The organism is Vicinamibacteria bacterium (assembly GCA_035620555.1).
Taxonomy (GTDB): domain Bacteria; phylum Acidobacteriota; class Vicinamibacteria; order Marinacidobacterales; family SMYC01; genus DASPGQ01.
Genome location: DASPGQ010000226.1, coordinates 25,918 through 50,014, shown reverse-complemented (window position 1 = coordinate 50,014; position 24,097 = coordinate 25,918). Strand labels below are relative to the sequence as shown.

19 protein-coding genes are annotated in these 24,097 nt (G+C 62.9%); 9 read left to right on the top strand and 10 right to left on the bottom strand.

Annotated features, from left to right (window positions below):
• Window positions 1–6: 6 nt before the first annotated feature.
• Window positions 7–753 (top strand): 2,3-diphosphoglycerate-dependent phosphoglycerate mutase, encoded by a 747-nt coding sequence (gene gpmA, locus VEK15_09690; protein ID HXV60954.1) that lies wholly within the window; start codon window positions 7–9, stop codon window positions 751–753.
• Window positions 754–757: 4 nt separating this feature from the next.
• Here the strand turns inward: gpmA and VEK15_09685 are convergent, their stop codons facing one another.
• Together VEK15_09685 and VEK15_09680 are read right to left on the bottom strand one after the other, a co-directional pair.
• On the bottom strand, window positions 758–3,370 hold the full coding sequence (locus VEK15_09685; GenBank protein HXV60953.1) for a HEAT repeat domain-containing protein: 2,613 nt from the start codon (window positions 3,368–3,370) through the stop codon (window positions 758–760).
• Between the two features lie 57 nt (window positions 3,371–3,427).
• Window positions 3,428–3,934, bottom strand: coding sequence for a cyclic nucleotide-binding domain-containing protein (locus VEK15_09680; GenBank protein HXV60952.1), 507 nt, complete (start codon window positions 3,932–3,934; stop codon window positions 3,428–3,430).
• Between the two features lie 236 nt (window positions 3,935–4,170).
• Here VEK15_09680 and VEK15_09675 point away from each other — a divergent pair, with 236 nt between their 5' ends.
• A complete protein-coding gene (locus VEK15_09675) occupies window positions 4,171–5,514 on the top strand; it encodes a GGDEF domain-containing phosphodiesterase (GenBank protein HXV60951.1) in 1,344 nt (447 codons plus the stop codon).
• On the opposite strand, the gene VEK15_09670 is transcribed toward VEK15_09675, so the two are convergent.
• The 5 genes from VEK15_09670 to VEK15_09650 all read right to left on the bottom strand — a co-directional run bounded on the left by VEK15_09670 (window position 5,511) and on the right by VEK15_09650 (window position 10,065).
• Window positions 5,511–6,533 carry a hypothetical protein gene (locus tag VEK15_09670; GenBank protein HXV60950.1) on the bottom strand — a complete coding sequence of 341 codons (1,023 nt, stop codon included), beginning with the start codon at window positions 6,531–6,533 and terminating at the stop codon, window positions 5,511–5,513. The two genes, VEK15_09675 and VEK15_09670, sit on opposite strands and share 4 nt — an antisense overlap.
• A gap of 70 nt (window positions 6,534–6,603) precedes the next feature.
• Window positions 6,604–7,374 (bottom strand): ABC transporter permease, encoded by a 771-nt coding sequence (locus VEK15_09665; GenBank protein ID HXV60949.1) that lies wholly within the window; start codon window positions 7,372–7,374, stop codon window positions 6,604–6,606.
• Entirely contained in the window at window positions 7,371–8,300 is a 930-nt protein-coding gene (locus VEK15_09660) for an ABC transporter ATP-binding protein (protein HXV60948.1), read from the bottom strand. The genes VEK15_09665 and VEK15_09660 overlap by 4 nt, the downstream gene beginning before the upstream one ends.
• Complete coding sequence (locus tag VEK15_09655) at window positions 8,297–9,076, bottom strand: hypothetical protein (GenBank protein ID HXV60947.1); 780 nt, start codon at window positions 9,074–9,076, stop codon at window positions 8,297–8,299. The genes VEK15_09660 and VEK15_09655 overlap by 4 nt, the downstream gene beginning before the upstream one ends.
• A 62-nt stretch (window positions 9,077–9,138) precedes the next feature.
• Entirely contained in the window at window positions 9,139–10,065 is a 927-nt protein-coding gene (locus tag VEK15_09650; protein HXV60946.1) for an ABC transporter ATP-binding protein, read from the bottom strand.
• An 88-nt stretch (window positions 10,066–10,153) separates the two neighbouring features.
• Here VEK15_09650 and VEK15_09645 point away from each other — a divergent pair, with 88 nt between their 5' ends.
• On the top strand, window positions 10,154–10,519 hold the full coding sequence (locus VEK15_09645) for a hypothetical protein (GenBank protein HXV60945.1): 366 nt from the start codon (window positions 10,154–10,156) through the stop codon (window positions 10,517–10,519).
• 206 nt (window positions 10,520–10,725) lie between these two features.
• A complete protein-coding gene (locus VEK15_09640) occupies window positions 10,726–11,028 on the top strand; it encodes a hypothetical protein (protein HXV60944.1) in 303 nt (100 codons plus the stop codon).
• On the opposite strand, the gene eno is transcribed toward VEK15_09640, so the two are convergent.
• A complete protein-coding gene (eno, locus tag VEK15_09635; GenBank protein ID HXV60943.1) occupies window positions 10,997–12,301 on the bottom strand; it encodes a phosphopyruvate hydratase in 1,305 nt (434 codons plus the stop codon). The genes VEK15_09640 and eno overlap by 32 nt on opposite strands.
• A 317-nt stretch (window positions 12,302–12,618) precedes the next feature.
• Between eno and VEK15_09630 the strand changes: the two genes are divergently transcribed.
• The 5 genes from VEK15_09630 (at window position 12,619) to VEK15_09610 (ending at window position 21,424) form a co-directional block, all read left to right on the top strand.
• Window positions 12,619–14,370, top strand: a complete 1,752-nt coding sequence (locus VEK15_09630) for a carboxypeptidase regulatory-like domain-containing protein (GenBank protein ID HXV60942.1) — start codon at window positions 12,619–12,621, stop codon at window positions 14,368–14,370.
• A gap of 244 nt (window positions 14,371–14,614) precedes the next feature.
• A complete protein-coding gene (locus VEK15_09625) occupies window positions 14,615–17,518 on the top strand; it encodes an ATP-binding protein (GenBank protein HXV60941.1) in 2,904 nt (967 codons plus the stop codon).
• On the top strand, window positions 17,511–18,914 hold the full coding sequence (locus VEK15_09620) for a sigma-54 dependent transcriptional regulator (GenBank protein HXV60940.1): 1,404 nt from the start codon (window positions 17,511–17,513) through the stop codon (window positions 18,912–18,914). The genes VEK15_09625 and VEK15_09620 overlap by 8 nt, the downstream gene beginning before the upstream one ends.
• Window positions 18,915–18,921: 7 nt before the next feature.
• Window positions 18,922–21,006, top strand: a complete 2,085-nt coding sequence (locus tag VEK15_09615) for a GWxTD domain-containing protein (GenBank protein ID HXV60939.1) — start codon at window positions 18,922–18,924, stop codon at window positions 21,004–21,006.
• Window position 21,007: 1 nt separating this feature from the next.
• The gene (locus VEK15_09610; GenBank protein HXV60938.1) at window positions 21,008–21,424 is read left to right on the top strand and encodes a thioesterase family protein; all 417 of its coding nucleotides are present in this window, start codon (window positions 21,008–21,010) and stop codon (window positions 21,422–21,424) included.
• Between the two features lie 3 nt (window positions 21,425–21,427).
• Here the strand turns inward: VEK15_09610 and VEK15_09605 are convergent, their stop codons facing one another.
• Both VEK15_09605 and VEK15_09600 read right to left on the bottom strand, forming a co-directional pair.
• Entirely contained in the window at window positions 21,428–22,426 is a 999-nt protein-coding gene (locus tag VEK15_09605; GenBank protein ID HXV60937.1) for a TIGR03842 family LLM class F420-dependent oxidoreductase, read from the bottom strand.
• A gap of 67 nt (window positions 22,427–22,493) precedes the next feature.
• A complete protein-coding gene (locus VEK15_09600; protein ID HXV60936.1) occupies window positions 22,494–23,897 on the bottom strand; it encodes a hypothetical protein in 1,404 nt (467 codons plus the stop codon).
• Window positions 23,898–24,097: the final 200 nt, after the last annotated feature.

The window sequence follows — 24,097 nt, the reverse complement described above, 5'->3', positions numbered from 1 at the left end:
GCCGCCATGAAGAAACTCGTGCTCCTTCGTCACGGCGAGAGTCTCTGGAACAAAGCCAATCGCTTCACCGGATGGACCGATGTGGACCTGACCGACAAAGGCGTCACCGAGGCTCGCGAGGCGGGCCGAACCCTGGCCGCTCAGGACTATTTCTTCGACGTGGCGTTCACTTCGGTGCTCAAACGAGCGATACGGACGCTCTGGCTCGTTCTCGACGAGATGGACCTCATGTGGATTCCCGTCCACCGAAGCTGGCGTTTGAACGAGCGCCACTACGGAGCTCTCCAGGGTTTGAACAAGGCAGAGACCGCGAAGCGCTATGGTTTGGAACAGGTCCAGACCTGGCGGCGAGGCTATGATACGCCGCCTCCCCCGCTCGATCCGTCCGATCCGCGAAATCCCCGCCGCGACCCTCGCTATGCCTCTCTGGCGCCCGCCGAGGTACCTCTGGGGGAGAGTCTCAAGGAAACGGTCGAGCGCTTCCTCCCGTGCTGGCGAAAATCGATCGCCCCCGAAGTCGCATCGGGACGAAGAGTCCTGATCGCGGCTCACGGCAACAGTCTCAGAGCTCTGGTGAAGTACCTCGATCACGTCCCCGATGACGAGATCGCCGAGTTGAACATCCCGACGGGAGTTCCCCTGGTATACGAGCTGAACGACGATCTGGTGCCGATCCGACATTACTACCTGGGCGATCCCGAGAAGGTGTCGGAGGCGGCGAGGGCGGTCGCCGGACAGCTCGAGGAGACCTAACCAACTATCCCGCCGACCGTGCCGACTGCCGGCGACGGATCGCCTCGATGGCCTCGAGCGTGTAGGCTTTCATCGTCTCGTCCCCGCCGGTCTCGAGGCGACCGAGCAACCGGAGGCTGGTTTCGTCTCCCAGCCGTCCGATCGCTTCGACGGCGTTGAGCCTCGTGAGCTCGTAATCGTCTCTCGTAAGCTGTTCGAGTCGTTCGAGGCACGCGAGAGTTCCCATATGGCCGACGGCGTAGACGGCGCACGCTCGAATCCAGGCCGAGCGATGGCGCGTGAGCTCGAGAAGGGCATCGAGAGGGGAGCGCGAAGGGAAATCGAAGAGCTCGGCGCCTTGCTCGGCGACCGCTCGCGGGCTGTCGTGCTCGAATAGCGGCAAGACCCCACCGAGAAGGGCGGTGTCGACGCGGACCTCGAGCGCCTCGAGGGCGCTCGATCGAATGAAGCGGTCGGGATGATTCAAGTTGCTGAGGATCAGACGCATCCCCGGCTCACCCATGAACACCGCTCTGAGTACCTGGTGGGCGTTTCCCCGAGCGAGCTGGACTCTCTGGGCGATGGAGTCCTCGAGGAGGCCCAGTGCGGGGTTGCTCGGCAGATGTTGAATCGCCTGGAGCCGCAGCAGCTCGTAATAGGCCTCTTCCGCCTCCAGAGATAGAACCGGCAGGAGCGCTTGGCGCGCGCTCGATGTCCCGATTCGATCGAGGGCGCGGATGACGTAACGGCGTGCCTCGACGTCGGAGCTCCAGAGCGCGAGCGTGAGAACGCCGACCGCGGCCTCGCCGCAGCCCTCGAGCGCTCGCGCCGCGACGTGTCGTGTCGCTCCGTCGCCTTCCTCGAGGTAATGAACGAGCCTTTCGAGCGCCCCCTCTTCCTGGCTCCGCGCGAGCGCGAAGAGCGCGCGTTTCCTCGTCGCACCGTTCTCCAGGACTCGTCGAGGCGCGCTATCCCGGCTAGGCTGCGACACGTTTGTCTCCCTGCCCATCTCGGCAAGAAGCGTGTCCCGGGCCAGCGTTTCCATGGCGCTGGCGCGCACCGCGGGGTCGACTTCGGTAGCGGATCCGCTCTCGGCGCGATCTCCGCGGTTGCGAACCATCCTTCCGAGTGCCGAGACCATTCGCGAGCGCACCTGGGGATCGGGCTCGTCGCGAACCCGGTCGACGAGCAGAGTTGCGGCCTCCGGCTCTCTGAGCTCCGAGGCGACTTCCACGGCCAGGAGCCGGATCGACGCCTCGTCGTCATCGAGAGCTCGTCGCAGTCCACTCACGCCGGTCTTCCCCGCAGGCGTTCTGGCCTGCCGCGAGACGAACGAAGGAAAAGCGAATCGATAACGACTTCTCTCCTTGAGCACCAGGACCAGGCTCGCGATGTAGTGTTCCTTGAGCTTGCCGGTGGCGGCGAAGAGAACGATCGAGAGTCCCGTCGCCCCGCCGAGAACGTACTGAAGTGGGAGCTCGGAGCTGGCCATGAGCAACAGGCCGCCGGCGAGCACGCCCAGTGGCTCGAGGAGTGTCTCCTTGAAAGCCTTGGCGCGGCCGCGACGCTCGCCCGGGATCGCGTTGTAGATCAAGTCGGTCGACGTTCGAACGAGCGAGATGCGAAATGCTCTCTGGATCGCTCTCGCGGCGACGACGGTGAAGAAGAAAGCACCGCCCGCGAGCCACACGACGCTGGCGCTGGCGAAGACGACGAAAAAAGTGATGGGTGCGAGAAGTTGAGCCCGGGTGACGCCCGCGGAGTTGATGAGACGGTTGGCGATGAAGAACTGGACGAGGGCTCCCACGCCGATGACCACGGCGTTCAGCAGAGCGTAGAAGCTCGCGAGTCCCTCGACGGCAACGGATCCACTCGGCGCGGCGAAGGCGGCGTGAGCGGCCTTGCCCAGCAGAAAATCGAGGATCTGAGCGAGCAGCGCGAGAAGAAACACGTAGAGCGAAAGCGCTCTGACCAGCGGCGATTGGAACGAGACATCGATGTCGGACTTGATCCGGTGAACCAGGGAGGGGACTCTCTGGGATCTCGTTCCGGCGTAACGCAAGCGCCGGCGCCAGCGATGGGATATCCATTGAACGGGAACGATCGCCGCAACCATCAGGGCTCCGGAGAAAGCGAGCAGGCTCTCCGAGGGAAGAAATCGTGGGATCTGCGCCGCGGCCATACTCGCCACCAGGCCACCGGTGAGACTGAAGCCGAGCAACACCGGGAATACTCTCTTCGCCTGGCGCAGATCCAGAAGATCTCCCGCGAATAGCCAGTACTGAAGGAAGAAGAGCCCTTTCATCAGGTAGCTCGCGACGTATAGAGCGCGGTAGGCGGAGCCCTGCGAGGTGAGGAGCACTAGAGCCGCGGAACCGGCGAGCAACAGGCTGAAAAACAGGGAACGGTCGAGGCGATCGACGAGGGGAGTCACGAAGAGGCCCGCAAAGATCAATACGATCGCGCTGGCCGAATAGACCTGGGGCAAAGCATCCGGTCCAAGGTTGCCGATCAGAAGGGCCGTCGCGCCGATGTCGAACAGAGAGTGCGCCCCCGCCACGAGGAAGTGGGTGAGCCCGAGCAGGAGCGTCAATTCGACCTCGGCTTCGAGGATGCCGAGGGTTCTCGCGAGTTTCAAAGCCCTGACGCCTCGTGCGGCTCCCGTTCGACCGGAAGTCCAGCTCCGGTTCCGCCGTCAGGGCTCGGATTTTCCCGAACGGTCCTCTTTGGCTCGAATCGTCGAAACGGCATTGGCTTCGTCCATCAGCTCGCGGTGCCGGCGGTCGGCGTGCCGCAACCGTCTGCTGAACTCACGCAGGATCTCGAAGGCGATGTCCGGGTAGTCCTGGACGGCCGAGCGGAAGTCGGTCTTGTGAAGAACGAACAGGCTGGTGTCGACTTCGGCCGTCGCCGAGGCGGAGCGTGGAAGGTCGTCGATGATCGCCATTTCGCCGAAGTAGCCTCCCGTCTCCACTACGAGCAACGACACGCGTCCCCCCTTTACCTCCTGATGTACGCTGACCCGGCCGGACCGCACGATGTACATCTCCTCGCCGAGCTCGTCCTCCCGGAAAATCACTTCGCCGGCCCGGACGGTCTTCTCCTGGATGAAATCGGACAATCGCTTCAATCCCTCACCGGGCACTCCCTGGAACATTGGAGTCCTCTTGAGCGCGAGGATGATCTCCATCAAGGACAGCATCGACTAACCTTCCCGCTGGGGGGACACATTATAACGGCATAAGGGCGTTGGGATTCGTGGGACATACACCACACCTGGGTACGAGGGCGCCTTCGCGACTCCCGCCAGGCGCTGAGGTCAACCTCCACGGAATCAATACCATCCACGATCCCCGCACCGGCGGGAACTCGTGGGCACGGGCCTTGCTAGGTTGTCGCCCGGGAGTCGAATCGCGGCATGATCCAGGGGAAGACCTCGTGAGCCTTGCCAGGCCCGCCGTGATCGGCAATGTCTTCGAGGCGGCGGAACGCGCGCAGTCTTCCGCAGAGTCCGTAAGCGTACGCGCCGCGCGAGAGCCCATTCGGTGTTACCGGGAGCATGCCGACGAAATTCACGAGATGCTCGCCGAGAATCGATGCCTCGCCCTTCTCTACGTCGAGGCATCCAATCTCGCCCAGATCGAGCACGACTACGGAGATCTCATTCACGACCAGGTCCGAAGTCTCCTCACCAACCTCATGCTCAACAAGCCCTCCGAATTCCGTCGCGACGATCTCGTCACCGTCAGCGAGCCCGGGGGGGATACGTTTCTCGTGTTCTTGTCGGGCGCGGCGGAGCTCGAGGCGATGGCCGAGCGGATTCACGCCGACTTGACGCGGCACCTGTCGCGGATGACCAGCCCCTATCTGAAGGGGAAGTTCAAGGTCGCGGTCGGCTACGGCCTGGTGCTACACAATCCGCTCATCAACGAGGAACGACTCGTGCTCCAGCTCATCGACGAGGCACGAACGATGTCAAGATACCAGGAATACCGCCTCGCGGCCAAGAGCAAGGAGCTCCTTCAGAGGATTATCCTCAACGAGGACGTCCGCACGGTCTTCCAGCCGATTCTGGACTTGACGTCTCTCGAAACGATCGGTTTCGAGGCGCTGACGCGCGGCCCCCGGGCCGCGCGCTACGAGAGCCCTCAGGTCATGTTCGACCTGGCCAGCGATGCGAATCTACAGTTCGAGCTGGACCGACTCTGCCGCCGCCGCGCCTTCAGCAATGCCTCGCGTCTCAAACAAGGGCACAAGCTCTTCGTGAATCTGTTACCGACGACCCTTCGCGACCCCGAGTTCCAGGGAGAGCGGATCGTCGGGTTGCTCGACCAGAAGGGGCTCTCCCCTTCAGGAATCGTACTGGAGATTACCGAGCGGCTGGCGATCGAGAACTACGACCTGTTTCTCGACGCGATGAAGACGTTCACCGACATGGGATTCTCCATCGCCATCGACGACATGGGTGCCGGCTACTCAGGCCTGGAGAAGATCGTCCGCCTCAACCCCCGGTACCTGAAGTTCGACTTGATGATGGTGCGCGACATCCATACCAGCTTCGTGAAGCGCGAAATGCTAAAAGCGATCCAAGCACTCTCGACCAATATTGGTGCCGATGTCATCGCCGAGGGAGTCGAGCGAGTCGAAGAGCTCCACACGCTCCTCGAGCTCGGGATTCCCTACGGGCAGGGTTACCTCTTTGCCCGGCCCCAGGAGCGTCTCGTCGAGCCGAGCTTGGGGCACCAAACGATCCCCGAGGTACCGGGCCTCATCGTCGATTAGCGTAAATTACCATCGGGGTGGGCTTTCTCGAGATTGCTCTCCAGAAGACGCTCCATCGCCGCATTCGGCACCGTCACGGATATCTCGATCCGATCGTCGAGCTGTGCGATCGAGACCGATTCGAGGACGCTGAGGAACGTGGGGTCCATACCCTCTCGGAGTCGACCAAGAGCCGCCATTCCTCGGGCCACGTCGGCAAGCTGCTGCGCCGCGACGGCGTCGGATGCTTTCCCCTGAGCCTTCAGCTGGAGGTCGCGGGCGATTCGACCCGAGAGCGCAAACGACCGAATCGACGGCAGATCGGACCCGGGGCCAGTCGAAAGGAGGCTTCCGATCGTCTTCGAGGCTTTGCCAACCACCCAGAAAGTCTCGTTTCTGAGGCTCGGTCCGTCGATGCCTTCGAGGAGAGTCTCGAGGCCCACGCTCGGCTCTTTGCCGGCTCCGGCATCGAGCATTTGACGCAGGTAATCGGGCCCTCCCACGAGGAGTGTATCGGCGCTTGCCACCGCGAAGGCCAGCTCACGTCCGCGTCGGTCGGTGAATTCGTGCACCGCAATGCCTTCGTACTCGCCGGAGACGACCTCACCGTGTTTGCGAAGCTCCCGCAGCAGGTGCGTGCCATCGATCGCCCCCCGAACGGAAACGCCCCAATGCTCGGGCGGGGAATTCGGCGATGCCTGTGCTGACTCGACCACGGAGAAGGTTGCGGTGTCGAGGTCCGTCAGCGGATCGATTCCCGTCCGTCGCCTCAACTCGCTCAATGCCTCGAGCCCGGTCCTGGCCTCTTCGCGAAGACGCCATGCCTCGAACAGAGGACTCTCGGCGAGGGCTCGAAGGTTCACATGGCCCGCGAGCGTGGCCGAGCTGGGAACCCACTTCAGGTGGGACTCGGTCAGGGGCAGGCTCTCCTGGCTTTCGCTCCGGCGCGCCACGTGCGCCAGCGCTCCGATACAAAGCCCCGAGACCAGCGTGGTTGCCGCGATGGTGAGTATCCAGCGCGTTTTCTTCGTTCGGTTCATCGAAAAACCCTCCGCCCCCAAGACGTAAGCTCGAAACCCCAAGTTCCATTATGCCGCAACCGAGGAGGACTCACAGCTCCCTGTGGCCGAATCGCCAGAGGGAGACTCCGTGAGTGACCGCGATAATGGCCATCAACGCCAAAAGGGCGAGGCCGACACCCGGACGCTGTCCGAAGACCCGACTCGCGGCCGACAGGTTCTCCTGAGATACGAGCGCATAGAGATAATGGGTAATCGTCAGGTAGCGAGCCGAGCCGGGCACGAAGGTGGCGCCCGCCTGCCATCCGAATACGAAGAACAGCCCCACCAGGAGAGGCCTCGAGACCAGAGTGCCGAGCATCGCGAAAAGTCCGTGGTAGGCCGCGATTCCCAACACTCCCGCCAGGAGATCGAGGACGAGACTTCCAAATCGAGCTCCGATTGCGTCGAGACCTTCTGCCGAAAGGGCGACGTAATATGCCAGAACGATCGAGGGGAGGAACAGTACGAGGCACAGAGTGAGGCTTCCGAGCATCTTTCCCGAGAGGAGCTCGGTCCGCGTCAGCGGCCGAGTCGCGAGGTAGGGCAACGTTCCCGCCTCGAGATCGTCCAGGATGACACCGCTGGCATAGAACAGGGCGAGCATCGGTGCGACGAACTGAAAGCCGACGGCTGCCGTGACCACGGAGAACGTTTCAAAGGCCGTGGGCGCTTCCGAGTAACCGAGCGACAGAGCCACTCGATAGGCACTCGCGAGACCCGCTGGCGCCGCGGCGACGAGCAGAGCGGCGAGCGTGCGAGGAGACCATAGGAGCTGCTCGAACGAGAACTTCGCCACGAGCGCGACCGGAGCCAGTCTCACGGGCCAACCAGGTAGCGAAACACGGATTCCAGATCGTCGTCGGCCGACTGGATCTCGTCGACCACGGCGTTCTCCTCGAGGACGAGGGCGGAGACGAAAGCGTAGAAGCTCTCGGGATCGTTGGTCTCGAGCTCGAGCCGTCCGAGCTGCTCGGAGAACTCGATCGATAGCACCGCCGGTGCCTCGAGCAGCCGCCGTGCAAGCGCGCGGGGGGACGGTGTCCGGATCGCGATGCGGTGGGGGTGGGAATCGATCAGCGCTCGGATCTCACGGAGGTTCCCGCTCGCGAGCACGGTGCCTTCGGCCATGAGCACGACGTTCTGGGTCATGAGCTCGACCTCATGGAGGATGTGGCTCGAGACCACGATTGTCTTTCCTCTTTCGCCCTGAGCTCTCAGCCACTCGATCACCTCGTGCCGGCCCAGGGGGTCGAGGCCGCTCAAGGGCTCGTCGAGCAAGAGCAGATCGGGATCGTGGGCGGCGGCCTGCGCGAGCCGCAGCCTCTGCTTCATTCCCCGGCTGAGGGTGGTCACGCTGCGATCTTGCGCCTCGAGCAAGCCGAGCTCGGAGAGGCGGCTCGTCGCGAGCTCTCGGGCCCGGGCTTCGGCGAAGCCGTTGAGCCTCAGGAGAAAGACGAGCCAATCCGAGACGCTGATTCGGGCTTGCGGTCGCAGCTCTCCCTCCTCGAGAACGACGCCGAGCCGTTCGAACACTCGCGAGTTCGCGAAAGGTGCTTCTCCGGCCACCGAGACCGCGCCCGAGCTCGGCCGAAGAAGCCCGGCCACGATTCGGATCAGCGTCGACTTGCCCGCGCCGTTCGGGCCCAGCAGAGCGGTTACCCCCGGATCGAAATCGAGGTCGACTCGCCTCAGTCCGAGGGCACTTCCATACCAGCGCGAGACCCGACGAAGCTCGATGACGCTCACTGGACGACCTCCGAAGAAGCCAGACGCCGCCTCAGGACGAGCGCACAGACGACCATCGAAAGCGCCATGACGAGAATCGAGCTCCAAGACGAGCGGGAATCGCTTCGGAAGAAGACATGCCCGGCGTCGACGGCCGCACTCACGATGCCCAGGCTGAAAGGCAGGTCGGTGCTCGTGGATCTCTGGACTGCGCCTCGAAGTACCACTTCGGTGCCGAGAACGAGAGCGGCGAAACCGGCCCCGGCGACGCGGCCGCTTCGCGAGAGGCTCGAGATGGAGAGGACGAGCATCGTGAAGTAGAGGCCGAGCCATAGGCTGTAAGCGGCAATGGAAACCGGGAGCCAAGGCCCCTCGCGAAGAATGGAGGCGTCTCCCGCAATCGTCAGCTCGAGTGCCAGAAGAGCGAGCCCGGGCACGAGCGTCACGAAGGAGATCGCCCCAAACACTGGAAGCGCCCGCCCGGCGAGGTAGTCGAGTTGAGAAATGGGTTTCGAGAGGTAGAGCACGTAGGCGCCCGAGGCGAAGTCCGACGAGATGGCGCCGGCACCCACATAGAGGCTCACGAGCACGACGGGTAACAAACGTACTTGTTGACCGAGAAACTCCTGCCACGTCGCCGCGCTCACCGAGAAGAAGTCGGCAGCCTGAGGGAATTGATGACTCGCATAGATCTGAACGGCGCGTACGAGCGCCGGTATCCAAGAGAAAGCAAGCAACGCGAGAAGTCCCCGCCGCCGCAGGAGCATCTTCACCGTCTCGCGAGCCAGTGCGATCACGCGTGATGGCCGCGCCGTGCGCGTTCGCGAGACTCTCTGGTAGGAACGATCGTAAAGTGGCATCAGCCCGCGTGGGTGCTCTGGTCGAGAGCGGTGGTGAGGGTGTCCTTCAGATTGCGTTCGTGTCGTTTCAGATGACGGATCTCGGCTCCGGCCAGGTGGGCGAGCTCGAATAGCGGCCGCGTGGCGGCGCCGTTCAGCTCCACGCGAAGGAGGCCGTCACGATCCTCGGTACTCTGGATTCCGTGCTCTCGCAGCCGTTCGCTGAACGCCCCAGGCCGGGTTTCCCTCACGCGGAGGTCGAAGACCCACCCGGTCGGTTGTCGCAGGCTAGAAAGCTGTCCCTCGAGCACCAGACGACCGCGGTCGAGCAAGACGACCCCGTCGGAGACCTGCTCCACGTCGTTCAACAAATGCGTCGACAAGATCACCGAGATACCGGCGCCGCCGATGACGCGAACCAGCTCGAGCATCTGCCGTCGGCCGGAAGGGTCGAGCCCGCTGGTCGGCTCGTCGAGAAGCAGAAGGTCGGGATCGTGAACCAGAGCACAGGCCAGCTTCGTTCGCTGCTTCATACCCGTGGAGAACTCCTCCACCAGGCGATAGCGTGCGTCGCCGAGCCCGGTGAACCAGAGCGCTTCGTGGGCCCTCTCGAGTGCGTCCGTGCGCCTGAGGCCTCCGAGCTCTCCCGCGAGGGCGACGGTGTCGACGGCGCTCATGCCGGGTACCAACACCGAACGCTCGGGAAAGTAACCGAGGCGCGTCCGGAGCTCGGCGCTCCTTGCCTCTGGTGCCGGCACGCCCAGCACCGACAGCGTTCCCGCGCTCGGTCGCAAGAAGCCGAGAAGTGTCTTGAGCAGCGTGCTCTTCCCCGCGCCGTTCGGGCCCAAAAGACCGGTTACGCCTCGGGGGATCTCCAGTTCCAGATGGGAGAGCGCTTCGTGTCTTCCGTAGCGAACCGTGAGAGCACTGGCTTTGACGATTGACATGGGTTTACGAATGGACGTAACGTCGAGTCGAGATTCGGAGTTCCCGGCGACATTCTAGCGAGGCTCTGCCTTCGAAACTAATTGGCTGATGAAATCTGGACACATGGGGGCGATTCGGGTCCGGACCCTTCTGGAAGTGGTCTTCCTTTTCGTGCTCGCCTATTTCGTCGCCCAGGTCACCCCCGCAGTGGTCGTGCGCCTGAAGTTTCTCGGCGATCTCAACGTCGCGGCGAACGCACCCGTCCAGGACAGCTCCGAGACGATTCGAAGCCGTGTGGTCGAGCTGGCGGAGGGTTATGGGATCACCTTGCTCGCGGAGAAAGTCCGCGTCGATCGGAACGCGAAAACGAAACGCACTTCCATCGACGTCGCCTACCAGCTGCACATCAACTTCTGGCCGAATCAAATCTACGTGTGGAACGTTCGGGACCGTGTGGAAGCGCTGACCTACTAGGCTGATGAAAAAGGACAACTCAGCCTGCCGAGCGGTGGCCAAAACGTCTGCCGCGAGATCGGCGCCAAGCGCCGCAAAGGCCGAGCCGTGGCGGCCGGTCGAACACAGGTCCCGCCACGGCATTGAGCACTAGAAGTCTGGTTGTCGGGCCTGGGTGCGTTTGCTAAGATTTCCTCAGGAGTTTGTGTCCGAACGGAGAGCGTGGTTTGGGGCAGGGTGACGACAAACTGAGGCGGTTGGTGCAGAGCCTCGAGAAGAGCATCGAGCAGGCGATTGCCGGCTCGCCCCAGGTCGAGGAATGCCTCACGCGCATTCGAGACGAAGGCTACGAGCTCTCTCTCGTACTGCAGGCCACTCTGGCTTTTGCGCCACGCGGCGAGCTCGACCACGAGCACGTCGAGGAAGTGGCGGGGATGATGGAGTCGCCGGGAGCGTCTTTTCGCATGAGCTCCCTCGACAAGAAGTTCTTGCGCTCTCTCAAGATCGCGGTCGACGAAGAAACGATTTGAACGCGTTTTTCGACGCGTAGCCGGCGATATCCGCGAGCTCCTCCTCGATACGCAGAAGCTGGTTGTACTTCGCGACGCGGTCGCTCCGACTGCAAGATCCCGTCTTGATCTGTCCGCTCCGGCTCGCCACGGCGAGGTCCGCGATCGTCGTGTCTTCCGTCTCGCCCGAGCGGTGGGAGACGACGCTCGTGTACCCGTGGCGGTGGGCCGCCTCCACGACCTCCAGGGTCTCGGTCAGCGTTCCGATTTGATTGAGCTTGATTAGAATCGAGTTCCCCGCTCCCTCCTCGATGCCGCGTTGGAGACGGGTGCCGTTGGTGACGAACAGATCGTCGCCCACGAGCTGGACTCTGTTACCGAGCCTTTCGGTCAGCGCCTTCCAGCCGGTCCAGTCGTTCTCGTCGAGCCCGTCCTCGATGGAGACGATGGGATAGCGCTCGACCCATCGGGCGTACAGATCGATGAGCTCCTCGGAAGACTTTCGAGCTTCGCCCGACTTCTTCATGGCGTACGAGCCGGAATCGAAGAGCTCGCTCGCCGCCACGTCGAGTGCGATGAATATCTCCTCGCCGGGCCGATAGCCGGCTCCTTCGATTGCGGCGAGCAGGAGCTCGATTGCCTTCTCGCTCGTTTCCAGATCGGGTGCGAATCCCCCCTCGTCGCCAACGGCGGTGGCGAGCTTCTTCCGCGTGAGAATGGCTTTCAGCTCCTGGAAGGTCTCCGCCCCCGCGCGAAAGGCCTCGCTGAAGCTCGAAAAGCCCGCGGGCACGATCATGAACTCCTGAATGTCCAGATTGTTGCTCGCGTGGGCCCCGCCGTTCACGACGTTCATCAGCGGGACGGGGAGCGTCGTGGCCAGGGGTCCGCCGAGGTAGCGGTAGAGTGGCAAGCCGAGGCTTTCCGCCGCGGCCCGGGCGGTCGCAAGGGAGACGGCGAGGATGGCGTTGGCGCCGAGCCGCGCCTTGTTCGAAGTTCCGTCGAGCTCGATGAGAAGACGGTCCACGAGGACTTGCTCGGTCGCGTCCTCGCCGACGAGCTCGGGGGCAATCTCGTCGAGGATATGGCGGACGGCTCGGGTGACCCCTTTGCCCTTGAAAACGCTCTCGTCGCCGTCGCGCAGCTCGATGGCCTCGTGCTCGCCGGTCGAGGCTCCTGACGGCACGGCCGCGCGGCCGAGGCTTCCGTCGTCGAGAATCACGTCGGCCTCGACTGTCGGATTCCCTCGTGAGTCCAGGATCTGACGCGCCTCGATGGCCAGGATATCGGTGTTCATGACATCTCCGTTCGCATCCCGGGGCCTCGTGCCCGAGGCTCTGTCGGTGACCCGTCCTGCGGGCTGCCCAGTTCCGACGTGAGCTCCTCAATTGACACGCTCCCGAGCCTGTGGTAACAAAGTCGGTTACGATTCGGCTATATTCTAGTCGATGGTAGGGGAGTCTCTCTAGCTGCACTAACGCCATGCATCTCTCGACGGATCGGACAGGGGTTTCCGGGGATGAGTGTGGCGTCAGGAGCCCACGCTCACGGTCGACAGAAGGCCGGGTCGATCGCTTTTCACGTCGAAACGCACTCGGAAGAGGGGCGATCTCGATGACCGCAGCCCGGAAGGTCCTGATGGCTTCCTTGATCGGGCTCGCTCTGAGCGCAACCGCGCTCGCCGAGACCGAGTCGCCTGTCACCGAGCTTGCCGGCTTCGTCGGCGACGAGCAGGGCCAGCCCCTCGTCGGGGCGATCGTCTCGTTGTTCGGCCACAATCTCGTTCTCGGTGCCCGCACCGCGATTACGGACGAGGAGGGGCGGTTCTCTCTCGCTGGCATTCCACCTGGGCTCTATCGCCTGCGAGCTTACCTCCAGGGGTTCTTCCCTTCGCCGTTTACGAAAGTGGTGGTCGAGGAAGGCGCGGAGGAGGTGGGCTCGATCCTGATGAGTCTTTCGTCGACCCAGGACGAGCCAACGGTTCACGTCGAAGCGAACGAAGAGCGCACCTTGGCGGAACTCAAGTGGATCCTTCAGCACGCTGATCGGAACATCCTCAGGGAAGAGGATCGGTGGATTCCCGTCACCACATTGGAGACGCGGGGCGACTCGTACGAACCGGCGTTTTCCTTCAGCGGTGAGCTCGGCGTGCGAGCCGCCGATTTCGAACAGGGACTCTCCGAGTTTCCCGGGGCCGGGGCTGGGCTGGATGCACGGCTCGCGTACGCACGGCTGTTCATTCCCACCGGAGGGGACGGGCACTGGTTCGTCAGCGCCCAACTCCTCGAATCGGCACTTTCCTCCTGGGCGGGCCGGGCGGAGTACGTAACGGGAGAGCTCTCCGGGCACCGCGTCGCCGGTGGCGTGAGCTATGGCAACTATCTCTACGGCGATGTGCAGGGGTTTCGTCCGCCGGAGGCCGGCCTCATCAAAGGGGTTTCGACAACCGGCACGACCGAGTGGTTCGGCAGCCTCTACGCATCGGATACCTTTCTCCTGGGCTCGACCTCGGTGTCGACGAATCTTTCCTACCAGCATTTCGATTATCTGGATACCTCTGGCTACTGGTCGCCGCGGATCGAAGTCACCCGGCCCATCCTGGGCGAGACGACCGTGCTTCGCGGCAAGGTGGATTATCACATCCAAGCACCGGGAGGCGAGGACATCGGCCTCCTGTCCCAGGTGGCGTACTCCGACGTGTATGGGCCGGTGCCGGCGAATCGGGGCCTTCGCGCGGAAAGGACGGCTCGCTTCGAGGTCGGCCTCGAGCAGCAGCTCTCGGAGCGCACACGTGTCGCCGTGAGGCTCTTCGAAGAGGACGCGGAAGCTCAGCTCGTCAAGACGTTTACGGAGAGTGGAGCGGGGTCCGGCGGAGGTCACTTTCGAGTCTCGAATCGGGGTGACTTCCAGACCCGGGGCATCGGCGTGTCCTTGTTTCAGAATCTGGGCGAGATGGAAGGGACCGTCGGTTACACGTTCGGACGCGCGCAGAGTCTGTCGACCCTTCCCGGCGACGAGGCCTTTGGCTTCGCTTCGGGAGAGGACATCCACGACGTGACGACCACCCTGGCGACTTCGATCGAGCGCACGCGGACGCGACTGCACGCGGCGTACCGGGTCATCGCCCACCCCAAGATCGCGACGCTCCGGAAAGGTTTCACACCGGGACGCGAGCTGGATACCCGTTTCAGCGTCCAGGTCTACCAGCTGCTGCCGTTCGTCGGGTGGAACGGAACGCGTTGGGAGCTCATGGTCGCGGTGCGCAATCTTTTCTACGAAGACCTGGAGAAGTCGTCCCTGCTGGACGAGTTCGCAGTCATCGACGCCCCCCGGCGCGTTCTCGGGGGCGTCACCGTTCGTTTCTGACGTCGATTCTTCCCCCAAACCCGGATCCTGCTTTTTGGATGCTGGATCCAAATATGTGGACACTTGATTGGGGGTGCGACAGGTACCAAGTATTAACTCCCTTTGCTAGAATAGCTTATCCACCTCGTATCGGGGTATGAGGAGGAACGAGAATTGCTAGGAGTTGGCGTATGCGGATATCGGTTCGTCGCCTGGGTGCGTGTCGCCCGCGAGGCGTACCCCAAAGAGTAGAGATCGAACGGTAATGGAGCGTTTCGGTTCGTGGAAGATCGGCCTCGTGATCATCACGAGCACTCTTCTGCTTGCCTGCGCGCTCCATAACATTCGCGAAAAGAACCGCTTCGAGCTCCTCGACGACGGCGTTTTCTGGGACGAGCAGGCGGGCCGCGTGTACGCCAAACGCATCGATCCCAACGGTCCGGGGGATCGAGCGGGCCTGCAACCAGGCGACATTCTCGTTCTGATCGAAGACGAGCCGGTCGAGCGAGCCGCCGCCGTCCGAGAAGCTCTCGACGCTTCCCGTGCGGGTCAGCTGCTCCGGTACCAGATTCTGAGGGAGGATACCCGCGAGGCGCTGGCCTTGACCGTCACCCCTCTTCCCACGGGAAACGTCCCCGCGTACTACTTCCTCGCCGCGGTGGGGATCTTCTGTCTGGCGGTGGGGACGGTCGTCTACGTTCGCCGGAGGGGCGAAGCGGCGACCGCCCACTTCTACATGCTCTGCCTGTTCTGGTTTCTCGCCTACGGGTTCTCCTTCACCGGCGAGCTCGACGGGTGGGACCGCGCGTTCTTCTCGATGGAGCTTTCGGGATTGTTGTTCTTCCCGCCCATCTTTCTGCATTTCGCTCTGTGCTTTCCCGACAAGAAGACTCTCGTAATCAGGCACCCATGGATCCTCTGGGCAATCTATGCGCCGTCGGCGATCCTGCTCTATTTGAGCCTGGCCGCGGGGGTTGCGTTCTTCTCTCCGCTCGCCTGGGGGGATCGGTTCCTCATCGATGCCCACGACTTCCTCGATCGGATCCTGCCCACCTTCGTCGCGGTCATGTCGGTCTCGGCTCTGATCGCGTTCGTCGACACCCAGCGCAATGCGACACGCATCACGGTAAAGAAGCAGACTAAATGGATCGTGTGGGGCACCGCCCTGGGAGTGCTTCCCTTCGCCCTGTTCTACGCGATTCCCTATCTCCTCGGAGTGGCGCCCGGGCTCACGATGCAACTTTCGGTCGTCCCCCTGGCGCTCATCCCGCTTTCCTTCGCCTATGCCATCGTCAAGTACCGCCTGATGGACGTGGAGGTGCTGTTCAAACGCGGCATGGTCTTCACCCTCGCGACCGCGGCCGTGGGCAGTCTCTATCTGGCGATCTTCCTCGCGGGCGCCCACTACATGGTGGGCGACGAGCACTCCACGATCTTGGCGGTACTCGCGGCGCTCATCGTGGTTCTGGTGTTCACGCCAATCAAGAGCCGAATTCAGGTCGGTATCGACCGGCTCTTCTATCGGGAGCGCTACGACTACCGGCGCGCGCTCATGGCGCTCTCGAGAGACCTCAACTCCCACCTCGACCTCGATCGGCTCTCCTCGAGGCTCGTCGATCGCATCGGAGACACTTTCGAGGTGGACAAGGTGGCGCTTCTCGCGGCGTCTTCCGAAGAGGGCCTCGCGGTTCAAGCGGGACGGGGGCTCAGCGAGAGCGAGTGGCGGAGCACGAGGCTTTCGGAAGGGTCTTCGCTCTACCGGCGGCTGTCGGAGGGCGAAGCGGTCTATTCGGGCGAGACGGAGCTGGGCACGGCGAACGGAGCCTTCGAGAGCCTCGATATCTCCGGACTTTCCTACGCGATTCCCTGCTGCTCGCACGGCAAGGTGGTCGGCGTGATCCTGCTGGGTCGGAGGTGGGACGAGAGCTCGCTCACGAGCGAGGACATGGATCTGCTCGTCATGCTTTCGGCGCAGGCCGCCACCGCGCTCGAGAACGCGAGTTTGTATCGCTCGCTCCAGCGTAAAGCGAGCGAGTTCGAGGCCCTGAAGGAGCATAGCGAGAACACCATCGAGTCTCTGGAGACCGGAATCCTCGTGGTCGATCTCGAGGGCACCGTGGTTCGCTGGAACCGCGCGCTGGAGAAATTCTACGGACTGCCGCGGGATCGGGCGCTCGGGAGGAGCTTCAACGACATCTTCCCCGAGCCGCTGCGCGAGGCGTTGAGATCTTCGATGGGCGCGGATTGGTGGAAGACGGCGGAGACGAGCGGCATCGCGCGTCTCAACCTGCAGAACATGCGCCAGGAGAAGAAGGTCGTCAAGCTACAGGTAGCTCCCTTCCTCACCAGCGACGAACGGCCGGAAGGAACGATCGTCATTTTCGAAGACATCACCCTGAGGGTCGAGCTCGAGACCCAGCTGCAACTTCGCGAGAAGATGGCTTCTCTCGGTCTCCTCGCCGCCGGTGTCGCCCACGAGATCAACACCCCCCTCACGGGAATCAGCAGCTTCACTCAAATGCTCCGGGACCAGACGACCGAGTCCGATCCCCGGTCCGAGCTTCTTCACAAGATCGAGCGCCAAACGGAGCGCGCCTCGAAGATCGTCAACAATCTGCTCAATTTCGCGCGGCAGGGCCGATCCAGTCTCGTCCCCGTCAAGCTGAACGACGTGGTGCGCGACGTTCTGTCGCTGCTGGAGCACCAGCTCACTCGAGCGCGGATCAAGGTCCGGCTGGATCTCGGCGAGGATCTCGCCGACGTGCTCGGAGACGAGAACAAACTTCAACAAGTCTTCCTGAACCTGATCTTGAATGCTCAGGATGCCATGCCATCCGGGGGGTGGCTGAGCATTCGAACCGCGACCGAAGGGGACAATGTGTCGGTGTCCGTATCGGATACCGGTCTCGGAATCCGCCAGGAGGATGTCAAGCGGATCTACGATCCGTTCTTCACGACGAAGCGGGCCGGGGCGAGTGGGACCGGTCTCGGACTCTCCATCACTTACGGGATCATCCAGGAGCATTCGGGGCAGATCGCAGTGGAGAGCGCCGTCGACCAGGGAACGAGCTTCCGTTTGCTTCTCCCGACTCACAACCGAGTCCGGGCTCCCGGTGCCGATGACCTCGTGCGGGCGAACCGCACGGCCGGCGTGTCGAAGCATGTCTGACGCGGGAACCATCCTCGTCGTCGACGACGAGGACGTGATGCGGGAGATCCTGGGCTCGCTGCTGACTCAGGAAGGTTATCGCGTCAAGCTCGCTTCGACGGGCGGGGAGGGCCTTTCCATCGCCAACCGGGAGCCGGTTGACCTGGCAATCGTCGACGTCATGCTGCCCGACCGTTCCGGCATCGAGGTGCTCGACGAGCTGAAGAAGGCCGACCCCGAGCTCGTCGTGGTGATGATCACCGCCTATGCATCGGTCGAGACCGCCATCGAAGCGATGAAACGTGGTGCGTTCGATTACGTCACCAAACCGTTCAAGAACGAGGAAGTCCGCGTCGTCGTTTCCAAAGGAGTGGGACAGCGCCGGCTGGTCGACGAGAACCGCTCGTTGAGGCAGGCGCTCTCCGACCGGCAGCGATTCGACGTGCTCGTCGGCAAGTCGCCGCGAATGCAGGACGTATATTCCCTGATCCAGCAGATCGCCCCTTCCAAGAGCACCGTGCTCATTACCGGTGAGAGCGGTACCGGAAAGGAGCTGGTGGCGAAAGCCATACACAATCACAGTGCTCGCCGAGCCAAGCAGTTCGTACCGGTGAACTCGGGGAACCTGCCCCCCGATCTCCTCGAAAGCAATCTCTTCGGTCACGTGAAGGGCGCTTTCACCGGGGCGGTCAGTCCAAAGAAGGGCCTCTTCGAGGTTGCGGACGGGGGGAGCATTTTCCTCGACGAGATTGGCACGGTGCCACTCGAGACTCAGGCGAAGCTCCTGCGAGTCATTCAGGAGCGCGAGTTCATGAGGCTCGGTGGGGTCGACACGATCCGAGTGGACGTCCGGGTCATCGCCGCGACCAACAGCGACCTCAAGTCCCTGGTCGACGCGGGCAGGTTTCGCGAGGACCTCTATTACCGTCTCAACGTCATCAATGTACTGCTCCCCGCCCTGCGCCAGCGGCGGGAAGATATCCCGATCCTCGCTCAGCACTTCTTGAAGAAGTACGGTGAGGAGAACGGCCGTCCGCTCCTCGAGCTGTCCAGCGAAGCGATTCAATCGCTGCTGGACTACGATTGGCCCGGCAACGTGAGGGAGCTCGAGAACGTCATCGAGCGGGCCGTGGTTCTCGCCGAGGGATCGGTGATCGATCGGCGCCTGATTCCCGAACACGTGCGCTCGGGCCCGACATTCCGATTGCCCAATGTCGTGGTTCCCGAAGAGGGAATCGATTTTCGCGATGTCATCCACGCCGTGGAGAAACGCCTCATCGAGTCGAGCCTGGAAACCTCGGGCGGAGTGCAGAAAAAGGCCGCCGAGCTGCTGGGACTCAAGCCCACCACGCTGAACGAGATGATCAAGCGCTATAATATCTCGCTCGAGAGGAAGGAACCGTCCTCCACACGCTGAGCTCGAGATGGTAAGCTTCAACGCCCCGGCATTTCTCGTCGCGCTCGTTCTGATCGCCCCGGTCCTCGGGGCGGACGACCGCGTCGATCGACTCTCGGAAGCTCACCGCTCCTGGCTGGAGCGCGACGTCGTCTACATCATCACCGAGCGAGAGCGCGACGTCTTTTTGTCTCTCGAGACCGAGGAGGAGCGCGAGCGGTTCATCGAGGCCTTCTGGCGCAAGCGCGATCCCAACCCCGCGACACCGGCGAACGAATACAGGGACGAGCACTACCGACGCATCGATCACGCCAATACTTATCTCGGCCGCGAGACTTTCCGCGAAGGCTGGCGGACGGACCGCGGTCGTTACTACATCCTGCTCGGCGAGCCCCGGGAGACACAGCGTTACGAAGGCTATTCCGAGATCGTGTCGACCGAGCTGTGGTTCTATCAAGGGGACCCGCTGCTGGGTGTTCCTTCCTTCTTCTATCTGATGTTCTTCAAGAGGAACGACATCGGAGAGTATCGTCTCTATCATCCTATCGTCGACGGTCCTCAGGCTCTGATGACCGGAAGCCAGTTCACCCCGGGCTCCGAGAACGCTCCCGCGGTCGAAGCGCTCCGCCAGATATCCCCGGAGCTGGCGGCGGCCTCGTTGTCGTTCGACACGAGCGAGCCGCCGGACTTCACCACCGGACGTCCCTCGCTTGGCACCGAGATGATGCTCGCCCGGATCGAGGACTCGCCCAAGAGAGCGATTCGCACCGACTACGCCGATGCCTGGCTCCGCTACGGGAATCGCGTCTCGGCGGAGTACTCGTTCAACTTCGTTCCGTCGCGCTCCAGCTTCGCCGTGCTGTACGAGCCGGGTGGGACCCCGGTCGTGCAGTTCAGCGTCGAGATCGATCCGCAGAATTTCACCTTGGAGACCGACGAGAATCAGTCCAAGTACTACACGACGCTCGACGTCACCATCGAAGCACGGACCAAAGAGGGATCCCTGGTCGTCGCAAACGACAAGGAGGCCTACGTCGAGCTCACCCCGAGTCAGGTCGATCAGATCAAGGCCTTTCCCTTTGCCTACCAGGACGGGTTCCCGCTAGTTCCCGGCGACTACACCGTGACCGTCGTCGTGAGAAACCGCGTCATTCATCAGTACACCGTGGCGGAGAGGGAGCTGAGCATTCGTGACCCCGAAGCGAGCCCGGCATTCGTGGGCGACGTCGTGCTCGCGTTCGATACCCAGCTCGTGGACGCGAAGGACATCGCCGACGACGAGATTCGCACGTTTCAAGTCGGCCCCACCCGCTTTCTTCCGGCGAGCGACAACCTTTTCGTGATCGGCGATACGGTCCACGTCATCGTTCAGGCTTTTGGCGCCGGCCCGGGTCAGAAGGTTCGCTTGGAGCTCGCGAACGGGGAGGAGGTTGCCAAATCCCTGGACGCGAGCGTCGGCGCCGGCGGAATGGTCCTGGACCACATCCGGCTCGACGAGATGGTCGGCGGCAATTACGAGCTGACCGCCCGGCTCCTCTCCGGAGACGGCGGCGTCGTCTCCGAGAAGAGCGTGCCGGTGACCATCTCGCCGCGCTCCGCCGCGAGTCGGCCGGCGTTCGTATACCGCAGAGGTTTCAACACCCGGGTGCCAGGACTGCTCGACTTCATCAGGGGAGAACAGCTCTGGAACCTGGGTCGTTTCGACGAGGCCAAAGCGGCGCTCGAAAAGGCGGTCGCCACCGGAAACCCCCGGTTGCCCGATGCTCGCTGGAAGCTCGCCCATGCCTATCTTCGCGAGGAAAAGCCCGACGAAGCGCTCGGCCTGCTCCTTCCCCTCGAAGAGCCGTTTCCCGGCCAGTACGATGTCGTTTCCGGGCTGGGTTTCGCTTTTTACCTCAAGGGAGACTTCTCGAAGGCGGCTTCCTACCTCGATCGCGCCCGGCAGATCCGCCCTGCCGATACCATGCTCCTCAATACACTCGGGGATAGCCATCTGCGGCTCGGCGATCTCGATCGCGCCCGGGAAGCCTTCGAACGCTCGCTCGAGCTCGATCCCGAGCAGGCGACCGTGAAAGAGCGACTCTCTTCTCTCGGTCAGTCGAAAGGCTCCTGAGCTGGCCTTCGTCAGCGTACAGAAAATTCGCTTCGACGACGTCGATGGGGCAGGAATCGTCTATTACCCCCAGTTCTTCCATATCTGTCACGCGGCCTTCGAGGACTTTTTCGACACGGCGGCGCCGCTCTCTTACCCTTCCCTGGTGGCCGAAAGGAGACTGGGGTTTCCCACCGTCGCGATCACGAGCGAGTTCAAGGCTCCTCTCGCCTACGGGGACGTCGCGATCGTGGAGCTCGTCGTTCGCCGGATCGGTCGCTCGTCGGTGACCTTCGCCTACGACATTCGCCGAAAACGCGATGGCACGCTCACGTTCCACGCCGACATCACTACGGTTCTCGTCGATCTGGACAGCTTCGAGCCGGTTGCGCTCGACGACGAGCTCCGCGCGATCTTCGAGCGCTTCCTTTCCGGCTAGCAGCTAGACAAAGTGCGGGATCACCTTGTCGCCGTACTCGGCCACGATCCGCTCTTCTTCGGTGTTCATCAGGTAGATGGTGAACTGGGTGATCCCCGCGGCTTCCAGCTCCTTGAGTTTCCCGACATGGTTTTCGGCAGGGCCCAGGACCGAGAAGCTCTCGACGACGTCGTCGGTGACAAAGTCGAGATGACTTGCGTCCTTCTTGGCGTGTTCATGGTAGTCGTAACCCTTGCGCCGTTCGATGTACTCGGTGAAGCTTGCGGGAACGAGGTTCGAGTCCCGGCCATACTTTTCGACGATGTCGGCCACGTGGTTTCCCACCATGGCGGGAAACCACCGGGTCTGTGCGATGCAGCTCTCCATGGGCCCGATCCACGCGGGCGCGGCCGCCATGACCCGGTAAGTCGACATGTCCCGTCCCGCCTTCTTCCCCGCCTCGAGGGCTTGGGAGACGAACCACCGGCAAAGGCCGGGCTCACCGAGCTGGAGGACCAGTCCATCTCCGTGCTCTCCCGCGGCGGCAAGAGCCTTGGGTCCGTAGGCCGCGATCCAGACAGGCAGGTCGAACTGGCTCCAGGTCAACTGCGCGCCCGAGGGGCAGCCGTCGTAAACGACGCGCTCGCCCCGGCACATCGCCTTCACCGCGGCAATGAAATCGTTCATTCGGCTGATGCTCGCAGGCTTGAAACCCATCATGCGCCGCGAGCTGTCACCTCGGCCCACGCAGATGTCGATCCGACCGTCACTCTGCACCGCAAGGCTGCCGAAGAGGCTCGCCGCCACCGACCAGTCGCGGACGTCCGGATTGGTCACACAGGGGCCGAAGCGCATGTTCCGAGTGTGCTCCATGCACATCGCCATGACCGGATAGGGATCGCGCCACAAAATGTGTGAATCGTAGAACCAGGCGTACTCGAATCCGGCGAGCTCCGCCTGGCGACAGATCGACTTCGTCCGTCCGGGATCGAGATCGCCTTTGAAACAGATTCCGAATTGCATCGTCAAGACCGAAAGCTAGCCTCATCGTCGCTTCGAGTCAAGAGCAACCCCTCGATTTCATCTTTCGTCAGCCTGCTAAAGGAAACAGCGACGCCAGGGCCAGCACCTCGATGAGTCCGAACACTCCGACCGAAGCCACGACGAAGGTCCAAACTCGCAGTGTCTCCGGTTCCGTGAGACCTCCCATCTTGGATACCACCCAGAAGCCACTGTCGTTCATCCAGGAAAAGACCGCCGACCCGAAGCCGATCGCGGCGAAGAGATAGATGACGTGAAAATCCAGAGCGGTGTGGTCGGGGATCATCGCCGCCACGATCGCCGACGCGGTGATCATGGCGACGGTGCCGGAGCCCTGCGCGATCTTCATTACCGCGGCGATCGCCCAGGCGAGAACCAGCATGCCCTTTCCTCCGCCCATCCAGGAGATCTGGCTCAAGCTCTCGTCTATACCGATGCGAGAGAGCATCTGACCGAACGCCCCCCCGGCACTCGTGATGAGTATGATCACACCGGCGCTGGCAACGGCAGGCTCGAGCCTTAGCCCCAGCTGCTTTACGCTCAGCGACTGGGTACGCCTCAGGAGCCACGCCGCGATGAACGAGCCGGCGAGAAGCGCCATGTTCTTGTCGCCGAAGAATCCGCTCCAATCGAGCAGCGCCTGAAGCGCGGGCCGCCCCGCCGACCGCAGGGAAGCCTCGAGAATGCTGTGGATCGAGATGAGCCCGACGGGAACCGCGACTGGCAGGAGCGAAACGAACAGACCGGGGAGCTCCGATGCATCCCGGCGAGCGATGGCCTCGAGCTCCTTTCTCTCCGTCCCCGGGACGTCTCGAAGGGGAACGTCGAGACGGCGGTCGATCCAGCCGGAGACTGCGAGACCGAAGAAGGCCGGCGCGAGCCCCAGTAGCGCGCCCCCGAGGATGGCGGTTCCCAGCGGAAGCTCGAACGTTTCGGCCATGAACAGCGGCCCGGGTGTCGGAGGCACGAGCGAGTGGGTGACCAGCGCTCCGGCACAGATGGCGGAGACGTAGAGCGCGTAGCACCTGCCCGTTCGCAAACGGAGCGAGCGAGCCAGGGGTACGAGAAGAAAGAAGACCGTGTCGAAGAAGACCGGAATCGACAGCACGTAGCCGCTTCCCATCAACGCCAACCCCGCCCGCTTGTCCCCCAAAAGCTCGAGAAAGCTGCGAACGATCCGATCGGCCGCTCCGCTCTCGAGCAGACATTGACCGATGATGGCGGCGAGAACGATGACGATGCCGATACCCCCCGCGGTGACACCGAACCCCTGGGCGGTGAGCTCGACGGCTCGGACCGCCTGCAGGTCAGCGCCTCCCGGCTCGAGCGGCTTGGGCGAAAGGATGCCCACGATCATCGTCGCGAGGACGAGGGCGAGGAACGGGTGGACTTCGAAAGCGATGATCGCCGTCATGACGATGGCGATGCCAATGACTAGAACGACGAAGGGCATGTCATTGGCGGATCGAAAGCTACCGGGGGGGACGACCACGGGTCCCGTCCGACCACGAGCAGGGTGGACGAAAATTCAGCCCACCCTGCGCGAGCGGAGCGAGCTCGGCGCGCTGGCCGCGCCGCAAGCAGCTTGAGCCGTGGCGGACGATCGACCACGGGTCCCGCCACGGCACTGAGCACAAGAAGCCCTCCGCGTCG